10 protein-coding genes and 1 other annotated feature are annotated in these 11,031 nt (G+C 28.8%); of the genes, 6 read left to right on the top strand and 4 right to left on the bottom strand.

The annotated features are described in order from the left end of the window. The first annotated feature begins 133 nt into the window (after nucleotides 1-133). Together ric and BS62_RS13180 are read left to right on the top strand one after the other, a co-directional pair. Nucleotides 134-832 (top strand): iron-sulfur cluster repair di-iron protein, encoded by a 699-nt coding sequence (ric, locus tag BS62_RS13185; RefSeq protein WP_496491747.1) that lies wholly within the window; start codon nucleotides 134-136, stop codon nucleotides 830-832. A 21-nt stretch (nucleotides 833-853) separates the two neighbouring features. Continuing rightward, nucleotides 854-1,048, top strand: a complete 195-nt coding sequence (locus BS62_RS13180; RefSeq protein ID WP_496491746.1) for a DUF1450 domain-containing protein — start codon at nucleotides 854-856, stop codon at nucleotides 1,046-1,048. 39 nt (nucleotides 1,049-1,087) lie between these two features. On the opposite strand, the gene BS62_RS13175 is transcribed toward BS62_RS13180, so the two are convergent. Beyond that, complete coding sequence (locus BS62_RS13175; protein ID WP_496491745.1) at nucleotides 1,088-2,272, bottom strand: cation diffusion facilitator family transporter; 1,185 nt, start codon at nucleotides 2,270-2,272, stop codon at nucleotides 1,088-1,090. 158 nt (nucleotides 2,273-2,430) lie between these two features. Next, entirely contained in the window at nucleotides 2,431-3,927 is a 1,497-nt protein-coding gene (gene yjeM / locus BS62_RS13170; RefSeq protein WP_496491744.1) for a glutamate/gamma-aminobutyrate family transporter YjeM, read from the bottom strand. Between the two features lie 303 nt (nucleotides 3,928-4,230). On the opposite strand from yjeM, the gene BS62_RS13165 reads away from it, so the two are divergent. The 4 genes from BS62_RS13165 (at nucleotide 4,231) to BS62_RS13150 (ending at nucleotide 8,039) form a co-directional block, all read left to right on the top strand. Next, nucleotides 4,231-6,180, top strand: coding sequence for an ATP-dependent metallopeptidase FtsH/Yme1/Tma family protein (locus BS62_RS13165; protein WP_496491743.1), 1,950 nt, complete (start codon nucleotides 4,231-4,233; stop codon nucleotides 6,178-6,180). Between the two features lie 24 nt (nucleotides 6,181-6,204). Continuing rightward, nucleotides 6,205-6,534 (top strand): tRNA-binding protein, encoded by a 330-nt coding sequence (locus BS62_RS13160; RefSeq protein WP_496491742.1) that lies wholly within the window; start codon nucleotides 6,205-6,207, stop codon nucleotides 6,532-6,534. 272 nt (nucleotides 6,535-6,806) lie between these two features. Next, nucleotides 6,807-7,775 carry a WG repeat-containing protein gene (locus tag BS62_RS13155; protein WP_496491741.1) on the top strand — a complete coding sequence of 323 codons (969 nt, stop codon included), beginning with the start codon at nucleotides 6,807-6,809 and terminating at the stop codon, nucleotides 7,773-7,775. Between the two features lie 69 nt (nucleotides 7,776-7,844). Continuing rightward, nucleotides 7,845-8,039 carry a small, acid-soluble spore protein, H family gene (locus tag BS62_RS13150; protein ID WP_496491740.1) on the top strand — a complete coding sequence of 65 codons (195 nt, stop codon included), beginning with the start codon at nucleotides 7,845-7,847 and terminating at the stop codon, nucleotides 8,037-8,039. Nucleotides 8,040-8,125: 86 nt separating this feature from the next. On the opposite strand, the gene argJ is transcribed toward BS62_RS13150, so the two are convergent. Both argJ and argC read right to left on the bottom strand, forming a co-directional pair. Continuing rightward, on the bottom strand, nucleotides 8,126-9,340 hold the full coding sequence (gene argJ / locus BS62_RS13145) for a bifunctional ornithine acetyltransferase/N-acetylglutamate synthase (protein WP_496491739.1): 1,215 nt from the start codon (nucleotides 9,338-9,340) through the stop codon (nucleotides 8,126-8,128). A 47-nt stretch (nucleotides 9,341-9,387) separates the two neighbouring features. Beyond that, nucleotides 9,388-9,598, bottom strand: a binding site (T-box leader). A 3-nt stretch (nucleotides 9,599-9,601) separates the two neighbouring features. Further along, complete coding sequence (argC, locus tag BS62_RS13140) at nucleotides 9,602-10,639, bottom strand: N-acetyl-gamma-glutamyl-phosphate reductase (protein WP_496491738.1); 1,038 nt, start codon at nucleotides 10,637-10,639, stop codon at nucleotides 9,602-9,604. Between the last annotated feature and the right edge of the window lie 392 nt (nucleotides 10,640-11,031).

Below are 11,031 nucleotides of genomic sequence, written 5' to 3'. Positions count from 1 at the left end.
TGGTCGTTGGCGACATGAGCAAAGCGAATTTTTTGTAGTTTGATTTGAGTCACAGAATTAATAATAATAATATAATATAATTAAATCATCAACAGGAAGCAAACAATAACAATATCCCAAGGAGGTAATATATATGTTTAATAAAAAGCAAAGAATAGGTGAAATAGCTACAATATTCCCAAAAGCAACAAATATATTTATGAAGTATGAAATAGACTTTTGTTGTGGAGGAGATAGACTATTAGAAGAAGCAATAGTAAAACAAGGTATAGATGAAAATAAAATAATGAATGAACTAAACAATGAATACGATGAATTTAAAAAGACTATGAGTGATGATATTGACTGGAGAAATGAAAAAATGTCAGATTTAATAGATTTTGTAGTTAATAAGCATCATGCATTTTTAAAAGAAGAATTACCTATTACAGCACAGTATTTAAATAAAATACTACAAGTTCATTATGAACACAATGGAGAACTTCTTTCTAAATTAAACAAGCTATTTAGTGCCTTAAAAACAGAACTTGAAGAACATTTAGTAAAAGAAGAGGTATTATTATTCCCATTAATAAAGGAATATGAAAAAAATCCATCAAAAGAAACTTTAGAAAAAGCAATAAAGGTTATGAATGAAACAGAAAGTGAACATGACGCAGCAGGTGATATTATAAAAGAAATGAGAAAAATAACAGAAGGATTTAAACTTCCACAAGATGTATGTAGAACATTTGAAGTAACATATGAAAAGATAGAAGCAATAGAATCGGATTTATTCCAACATATACACTTAGAAAATAATATATTATTTGAAAGATTAAAAAATATATAATAACATGAGAGGTTGAAAATTATGAAAACTATAGAAATGTGCCCAGCTTGCAATGCAGATTTTATTGAAGAATTTGAAGAAAAGCTAAATAAAAAAGGATATTCTTTAGATACAATATGTACAGGTCAATGTGGAGTAACTACACCTGTTGCATTAGTAGATGGAGAAGTAGTAGAAGCGGATACAATAGATGAATTAATTGAAAAAATAGATTAATATAAATAAGGAAGGTCAATTGACCTTCCTATAATTTTTTTAATCCTTTTTAAAATTTTGTTCTACTGTTATTATACCGTTTAAATTTGGATTATAAGCTTTTAAATAAAAATCAATTTCTTTTTCAAGCTTTTCTTTATCCTTCCTAGTATAACTTTTAGGCGATTTTACAACAACGTCAAGCATAACATTTTTATGATCTCCACTTTCAACAACTCTAAAATCATGATAAGATTCAATATCAGGAAACTTATTTAATATTTCTTCAGATATATTTCTTATTGTATTAACTTCCTTATCATCTGTAACAACAGGATCCATGTGAATTACAAGTAAAACATTGAATTTCCTTGATACTTCTCTTTCAGCTTGATCTATAACATCATGAATTTCAACAAGAGAAGAATCTGATGGAACCTCAGCATGAATGGATGCCATATACTTGTTTGGTCCATAAGTATGAATAATCAAATCATGGACATCTATTATTGGTTTATATTTTAAAAGCGCTTGCTCAATATTTTCAACAAGTTCATCACTAGGTCTTGTTCCTAAAAGATCATCTATAGTTTCCTTTAATATATTATATCCAGAATAAAGTATAAAACCTGAAACTAAAATACCCATAATACCATCAATTGGAAAGTCTATCCATGTAGATATTAAAAGAGAAATAGCCACAGTTAAAGAGCTAAACACATCACTTAGAGCATCTACTGAGGAAGCTTTTAGAGCAGAAGAGTCTATAGTTTTTCCAACATACATATTAAACCTAGATAACCAAAACTTAATTCCTACAGAAATAAGTAAAAGAGAAAAAGGGATTATTTCAAAGAAAACTGGTTCTGGATTTCTAATTTTATCAATTGATGCCTTAAGGAAACTAAATCCAACTAATAAAACAAGAGATGCTATTATTAAAGCAGATATATATTCTATTCTACCATGTCCATATGGATGTTCCTCATCAGCAGGTTTGCTAGCAAGTTTAAAACCTAATACAGTTATTACAGATGATAAAACATCAGAGAGATTATTAAATGCATCTGCAGTTACTGCAATACTATTTGTTATTGTCCCAACAAAAAACTTTACTATAAATAATAATATATTGGAAAATATACCAACTATACCGCCTAGATATCCATATCTTTCTCTTATATCTGGGTTGTCAGTGTTTTCATAGTCTTTTATAAAAGACTTAATTAAAAGTTTAGAAATCATTAAGTCACCTCTTTAGTTATTATATATAAGTTCTAATATATAATACGAGCATGATAAATACAATATAAGATTTAATAATATGTTATTTTCCAATAATAAATAATAGCTGACAAGATAATTTTCATGTCAGCTACTATTATCATTAGTTTTAAATTTTATTATGCTTTTGTTCTACTTTCATATCTAGAATACATCAACCATGCAACTATTGTGAAAAATAACGGTCCTGCAATCATCCAAATTGTAGATGACATATCTCCTCTAGTTGCAGGTTCTATTATTGTAAAGAAGTTTGCAAAACCTACAGTAAATGTAACTATTACAGTGGCAAACAAAGCACTTCCATAAGACTTATAAACTTCAAATGGTTTAATAATATCTTTATTTTTCTTAAATTTAGCAAATGCCCCTGATAAGAACATATAAGGCAATGTCATGGCAACGTTAGTCATTAATACTAGTTTAGTAAAGAATGCAGCAGCTGCCTCACCACCAAATGATACTAGTAACATCATAATTGCAACAACTATACATTGAATCCACATAGCATTTTTAGGCATTCCATCGTTTATTTCACCCATTTTACCTGGCCATAATTCCTTTGGAGTACCTTCTATTAATTGTTTAAGTGGAGCATAAGTTAGTGTGAAGAATGCTCCTGTTAATGCTAAGAACATTGATAACCCTACGAATCTTGCTACCCATGCTCCCAGTGTTAATGAAGCAGCTTCAGCCATTCCAAATCCTTGCCCTAATTGATATCCTAAGTTAGCCATAACTACATAAGCAGCATTACCCATGTGTACATTTTCTGAAGATAATACACTTGCCCAGTTTGTAAATATACCAACCATAAATATACCTACGGAATACCCTATAGTTATTATTATAGCAGCTAATGTAACACCTTTAGGAAATGTTTGTTCAGCGTTTTCAGTTTGGTCAACTAATCCACCGACAACTTCTATACCACCATAAGCAAATATAGCAAACACCAGGAATGATAACATAGCAAGTGGCGATTGATAAGCTGGGTTAGGTGCACTTGTAAATGCTTGAGCCGAAGTTATTGGCTGAGCTAATTCTCCGCCATTTGCTATTAATACAGCTAAAGCACCTAATATTAACACTATATTAAGCAATGCAACTGCAGTACCACCTACAGATGTTATTTTAGAGATTTGTTCTAAACCTTTAGTAGCTGTAAATGTTACAAGAGTTATCCATAAAACGCCTATTAAACCTAGAGTTTGAGTTGAACTTAGTCCAAATAATGACCAAGTTGCTGTTGTATCTGTTCCAAATATGGCATTAGATAAAGGTATCATAATTGCTGAACCTACGTTAACCATCCATATTATATAAGATGCATACCACATGAATGTTCCTATGAATGCATATCTAGCTCCAACAGATTTCTCCATCCAAGAGTATATACCACCTTTTTCTTGCTTAAAAGCCGCACCATACTCTGACATCATAAAAGCATAAGGTATAAAGAATGTAAGTCCAGAGATTACGTACCATGGTATTGCAGCATAACCTGTTAAGTAGAACGATCTAGGCATATTAGCAAAACCAAATACCGATGTAAAAATCATCAATATTAAAGCTGACATAGACAACTTTTTAGCATTGTTTGTATTTGCGCCCATTTTTTTACCTCCTTTTATATTTCTAAACTGTGCACATTAGTGTCTCAAAACATTATTTGATGACAATTTTAGATATTGTAGATAATGGAACAATATAGATTGAGCATTATCATACATATTAGTTAGTATTACAATTTTAATTTGTATTATTCTCAAACTACTTTCTTCTTTCTTATGCAATGAAAAGCATCAATCATAAAATAATGATGAACAAACATATAAAATATAGAAGGAAATACTATTACTATTGTTTAATTTTATATAAATATTTATTTTTCTTTTTCATTTTATATTTTAAAGGGGGTGAGTCTAACTATATATAACTATATAGTTAGAATATATTTGAAGAATGTAATAAAAATTTTATTGATATTACTGCTTTTAATAAGTTTTAACCTTAATAATTATTCATATAGTTTAACTTCTGAAACTGTATCTCAAGAAGAAGTAGACGATACAATGAAGTCTTATAAAGGTAAAATATTAGTTTTAAAAGAAAGTACAAAAATAACTCCTTTTAATTCTTTTGAAAAACTTTGCGAACAAGGATATGTAGATGTCGTATACTACGATAAAGATTACGAATATATATTTTTTACTGTAAAAGATAACGTAAATGTGTCTCAAGTATATCATAAAGGTAATGATCAACAGAAAACAGTTCAAGAAAAAATAAACGAAGATAATTCGAAGAAAAATGTAAATGCAATATTAGGATATAGGACATTTAACCCAAAGAATGAAGATTTTAAATATTATTTATTAAAACACAATATTCAAGTATTTGAACAAGTGAGTAAAAATACACAAAAATCATTAGGAAGTAATTTTTTTGGATTTTTGTTTGTTGGATTGTTGATATTTACACTATATAAATTTGTTTCAAGACAAAGGGAGGCTAACTCTAATAGTATAAATAATCAAGTAATTATTAATAACGATGAATCTACATCAATTAAGTTTTGTAATATAGCAGGAAATGAAGAAGCAAAAGAAGAAATGACATTCTTAGTTGATTTTTTAAAAAATCCTGAGAAATATAATAAAATGGGAGCTGAAATACCCAAAGGTGTTATATTTTATGGTGAACCAGGTACAGGAAAAACACTAATGGCCAAAGCAATAGCAGGAGAAGCTAATGTTCCGTTTTTTTATGCTAGTGGTTCTGATTTTGTAGAAATGTACGTAGGGGTAGGAGCTAAAAGAGTAAGAGATTTATTTAATAAGGCTAGAAATAATTCTCCTTGTATAATATTTATAGACGAAATAGATGCTGTAGGTGGTAAAAGGGGAATGTCTAATAATAATGAGAAAGATCAAACTCTAAATCAATTATTAACAGAATTAGATGGATTTAACAAAAGTAGCCAAATAGTCGTTATAGCGGCAACTAATAGAATAGATATGCTAGATTCTGCTTTGGTTCGATCAGGAAGATTTGATAAGCATATAGCAATTAGGCTTCCAGACATAAAAGACAGAGAAAATATATTAAAACTACACTCGAAGGATAAAACATTGGCTTGGGATGTTGATTTTAAAGAACTATCAAAACTTACTATAGGATTTTCAGGTGCAGATATAAAAGCTTTATTAAATGAAGCTGCCATTATAGCAACCATAAAAGATGAAGATTCAATTTCAAAGATAGATATTGAAGAAGCTTATCTAAAAATGATAACCAAGGCAAATTTAGTGAAAAATAAAAGTAAGAGTATAGAAGATAAAGAACTTGTATCATATCATGAGGCAGGTCATGCTATTTTAACTAAATTATTGACAAAAAATGATGTTCATAAAGTTACTATAATAGGAACAACTAATGGAGCAGGAGGTCTAACCGCTATAACTCCAAAGAAGATGGGGCTATTATCTAAAAAAGAATTATATAATGAAGTTAAGATATTATACGGAGGAAGGGCAGCTGAATATATATTTTTTAATGAAGATGAAGAACAAGTAACCACTGGAGCCATAAATGATATAGAAAAAGCAACTACAATAATTGATAATATAATATGTTATTATGGAATGAGTGATATAGGTCCTATTAAATTTGACAATAATAATGATAAAGAAAAATTATTTGAATTAAGAAAAAAAATTGCTATAAATTTGTATAGCGATAGTATAAAAATTTTAAAAGAAAATAAAAATATGCTGGACAATATAGCAAATGCTTTAATTGAAAAAGAAACATTGTCAGGGGATGAGATAGACAATCTAATGGGTATAACTAGTTTAAATTGTTAGAATATTACAACAAAGGAGGAAGATATGGCTGATTTTAATGATTTTATGAAATTAGATATTAGAGTAGGAGAAATAATAAATGCTGAAGTATTTGAAAAAGCGAAAAAACCAGCATATAAGCTATGGGTAGATTTTGGAAGTGAATTAGGCGTAAAGAAAACAAGTGCACAAATTACAGATTGTTACGAAATTGAACAACTTGTAGGAAAGCAGGTCTTGGGAGTTGTAAACTTTCCACCAAAGCAAGTTGCTAATTTTATATCTGAAGTTTTAGTTTTAGGTGTATATGCAGAACAAGGAGTTGTTTTAATTCAACCTGATCGAAAAGTAAATAAAGGTGATAAATTAGGATAGAGCTGTCTTTTAGACAGCTCTTTTTAATTTTCAACTACTAAACTTGAGTAACGGGCCTGCTTTTCAAGGGTGTTGGCGACATGAGCGTAGCGAATTTTAAATTATAAAAGTTTTATGTCTAAATTTTATACCAGAATAATAACTATATACTATAGGGTATTTTTGATTATTTTATTTAAATTACAATTTCCAACCGCTAAACTTGAGCAAGGTCCCATCTGGTCGTTGGCGACATGAGGGTAGCGAATTTTTTATTATTCTGGGGTGGTGCTATGCATAAAAAAAACCTATTTCTTCCTATACTTAGAAATGGTAAATATGGATTTATAAATAAAGAAGGAAAAGTCGTTATAAATCCAAGGTTCAAACAAGTTTCAAGTAAGTTTATAGATGGATATAGTAAAATAGTCTATATCAAGAAGTTAACTAATTCTATAAGGTGGGTATTTGGATATATAGGTAATACTGGCGATATAAACTTATTTCTTCATTGGGAAGATGCAAGTGATTTTAGCGAGGGGTTAGGTCTTGTAAAAATAGACGGGAAATATGGATATCTTAATACAAATCTTGAACAAGTAATAGAACCTAAATTTGAATCAGCTTTAAGTTTTAGTGAAGGCTTAGCAGCTATAAGATCTGATAAAAAATGGGGATTTATAAACAAAAAAGGTGAAGTTGTTGTAAAACCAACTTATACCTATACATCATTATTTAAAGAAAATAGAGCCTTAGTAGAACATAAAAAAAGATATGGTTACATAGACAATAATGGAGATTTTATCATAGAACCTAGTTTCGATTTAGCAACTAGCTTTTCAGAAGATTTAGCAGGGGTTAAATTCAACGATAAATGGGGATATATAAATAAAAATGGAGAATTAGTTATAGACATATTGTATGATAGAGTAGGAGATTTTAAAGAGGGGTTAGCTCCTGTTTGTATTAACAATAAGTGGGGATACATAGATAAACAGGGAGAATTAGTTGTCAAACCTGTATTTGATTATGCTTGTTCATTTAATGAGGGTTTGGCAAAGTTCAATTTAGGCTCTTCAAACTTAAGTAGAGGCTTAGCCCAGCCAAAAGGTGGAGTATGGGGATTTATAAATATACATGGAGATATAGTTATATTGCCACAGTTTAGAGTAGTTTCAGATTTTGAAAATGGATATGCACAGATAGTAGAAGGAAATAATAATAATTATATAAACAAAGAGGGTATTTATTTTTTAAAATAAATTATTTGTATAAAATTTTTTTGTGAGGTTATCATATCTACTATATAAACAATGTATGGAGGTATGATTATGCAATTAAGAAGAGCTGTTGAAATAATGAATTCTAATAATAAAGAAAATACTGTTGTATATTATAATGATAGACCAGTTACAATAGAAAGTATAGAACAAGATGGAGATTTAAAAGCTGCATATATTAGAACTCTAGATGATAATATGAGATTAGAGGTTAGACTAGAACAATTAAATGAACGTATGAAATAATATAAATGCTCCCTATTTAAAGGGAGCATTTTTAAAGCAATAGACTAGCTTTTTAAGGTTGTTTGAGACATGATGGTCGAGAATTTTTATGATCTATAGGAACCGTTTATTTTTACATAATCGTATGTCAAATCACAGCCCCAAGCTGTTGCACTATACTCACCATCTTTTAAATCTATTGTTATATTTATGTTCTTTTGATCTAATATATCTTTTGCTAAATCTTCATTAAAACATAGGCCTTTACCGTTTTTAACAAGTTCAACGATTCCAGCGTGGTTTTTAAAGGATATATCAATTTTTTCAGGTGAAAATTCTCCATTTGAATAACCTAGAGCACAGAGGATTCTGCCCCAATTAGCATCACTTCCAAAGAAGGCTGATTTTACTAAACTTGATGAAATAACTGATTTAGCACATGATTTTGCATCTTTTAGTGTTTTTGCATTAAACAAAGAAACTTCTATTAACTTTGTAGCCCCTTCGCCATCCATGGCAATCATTTTAGAAATTTCTTTGTTTAAAAAATCTAATGCTTCTTTAAATTTAATAAAATTATTGTCCTTATTATCTATTAAAGAATTTTCGGCAGATCCATTAGCCATGACTATTACCATATCATTAGTACTAGTGTCTCCATCTACAGATATCATATTATATGAATTTTCAACACTATCTTTTAATGCTAGAGAAAGCATTTCTTTTGATATATTTACATTGCTAACTATGAAACTTAGCATAGTTCCCATATTAGGGTGAATCATTCCAGAACCTTTAGCAATAGCACTTATTAATACATTTTTTTTATCTATTTCTACTTCTACAGTTATTTTTTTTGTAAAAGTATCTGTAGTCATTATAGCTTCGGCTGCAGATTCTCCGCCTATATAGGATAATGAATTACATGCTTCTTTTATTCCAGGAATAACAATATCCATTGGAAGAGGAACACCTATTATTCCGGTAGATCCTACTAATACTTCTTCAGGAGATAATCCTAAACAATCAGCTGAAGTTTTAGCCATAATATAGGCATTAGTTAATCCTTCATCACCAGTACAGGCATTGGCATTTCCACTATTAACAACTATAGCCTGTGTGTTATTTGATTTTATATTTTCCATATTTAAGATAATCGGGGCTGCTTTAACTTTATTTGTAGTAAAAGTAGCAGCGGCTATAGATTTTTTTTCACTATATATTACACATATGTCTTTTTTCTTCTTCTTTAATCCACAATGTATACCTACTGCCTTAAAATAAGGAACATCTGTAATGGTTTTATTTTTTAAAATTTTCACAATAATCACCCTTTCTTTTAAATACAAAAAACTCCCATCTCTTAAAATTAAGAGACGAGAGTTATCCCGCGTTACCACTCTTGTTGATATAAAAAATTACATCCACTCAATTCTTTTAACGGAGAAACCGGATCTTCTTACTTAAGTTCAGAAAATCTCCTCAAGGGCTCTCTTCAATATAGTTATGTTACTAGACTCACACCAACTCTAGCTCGCTGAAACAGTTGCTATATCTACTATACCTATCATAGGATTTATATATTACGGAAACATAGATAATAAATCTAATCCTGTATTTTCCTTTAACCCAAAGATAATATTCATATTTTGTATTGCTTGACCTGCAGCACCTTTAATTAAGTTATCTATTGCTGAAACAACTATAACTCTTTTTGTTCTTTTATCAACTCTTATACCAATATCACATATATTTGAATTTTTAACCCATCTTGTTTCTGGTAAGTTTTTAACAATTCTTATAAAATATTCATTTTTATAAAATGAGTTATAAATTTCATATAGTTCTTCTTCTGATATATCATCTACCAAATTAGCATAACATGTAGCTAATATACCTCTGTTCATTGGAACTAAATGAGGTGTAAAAGACAAGTAAATATCTTTATTAGAAACATCAGATAACACTTGTTCTATTTCAGGAGTGTGTCTATGTGAAGATATAGAATATGCTTTAATTGATTCATTGCATTCACTATAAAGGGTAGATGTATTTAAAGATCTACCAGTTCCTGATATTCCTGATTTGGCATCTATGATTATAGACGATGTTTTAATAAGCTTATTTTTCAATAAAGGTATTAGAGCTAATATACTTGCAGTTGGATAACAACCTGGATTGGCTATTAAACTAGAAGTTCTTATAGAATCTCTATTTAGTTCAGGTAACCCATATACAGAGTACTGTAATAAATCGATAGCTTCATGATCGAGATTGTACCAATTCTTATATAAATCTGCATCTTTTATTCTAAAATCAGCCCCTAAATCTACAACTTTTACTCCTAAATCAAGTGCCTTTTTAACAATATTAAATGATTTTCCAGGAGGGAGAGCTATAAAAACAATATCAATTTCATTAAGTCTATCTTCAGCTTCTTTCATGTCTATGCACAACATATCTAGATTATTACAGTAATTTCCATAGATAGTAGAGAATAAATTATCTGTATAACTATTAGAAGATAAATAAGAAATTGTAACATTAGGGTGTTTATATAAAAACCAAACTAATTGCTGGCCAGCATATCCAGTAGCTCCTACTACACCTACTTTTATCATAATTACACCTTCTTTTAGTTATTGAATTTTAAATGCATTTAAATATTCAAAATATTTTAAGAATGATTATACAAAATGAATTTTATAAATGCAACATAAAAATATTTTTGAAATATATATTTAATATATAAAATAAGTCTTAAGTTTTGCAATTAGCCATTTTCATAAAAGATAAAAAATTTATCAAAATGAAATAATAAAAATATATATTGCAAATTAAAGAATATTTTAGTATATTATTTATCAATACAACATAAAACTTGGTAAAAGCATAGGAAAAAAACTAGAAATTTAATATTAAATAAAATTAATAAAAAATATATTGCAAGTTTTAAAATATTTTGATATATTACATATTAATATAAAACGTAAATCCGATGAAAGAGAAAGTA

Source organism: Sporacetigenium mesophilum DSM 16796 (assembly GCF_059569055.1).
Note: the sequence above shows the minus strand (reverse complement) of the source record. Positions and strands in the feature narration are given on the sequence as shown.

What these genes read in the sequence shown, in the direction of transcription:
- ric (WP_496491747.1), top strand. Translation starts at nt 134, where the DNA reads ATGTTTAATAAAAAGCAAAGAATAGGTGAAATAGCTACAATATTCCCA.
- BS62_RS13180 (WP_496491746.1), top strand. Translation starts at nt 854, where the DNA reads ATGAAAACTATAGAAATGTGCCCAGCTTGCAATGCAGATTTTATTGAA.
- BS62_RS13175 (WP_496491745.1), bottom strand. Translation starts at nt 2,272, where the DNA reads ATGATTTCTAAACTTTTAATTAAGTCTTTTATAAAAGACTATGAAAAC.
- yjeM (WP_496491744.1), bottom strand. Translation starts at nt 3,927, where the DNA reads ATGGGCGCAAATACAAACAATGCTAAAAAGTTGTCTATGTCAGCTTTA.
- BS62_RS13160 (WP_496491742.1), top strand. Translation starts at nt 6,205, where the DNA reads ATGGCTGATTTTAATGATTTTATGAAATTAGATATTAGAGTAGGAGAA.
- BS62_RS13155 (WP_496491741.1), top strand. Translation starts at nt 6,807, where the DNA reads ATGCATAAAAAAAACCTATTTCTTCCTATACTTAGAAATGGTAAATAT.
- BS62_RS13150 (WP_496491740.1), top strand. Translation starts at nt 7,845, where the DNA reads ATGCAATTAAGAAGAGCTGTTGAAATAATGAATTCTAATAATAAAGAA.
- argC (WP_496491738.1), bottom strand. Translation starts at nt 10,639, where the DNA reads ATGATAAAAGTAGGTGTAGTAGGAGCTACTGGATATGCTGGCCAGCAA.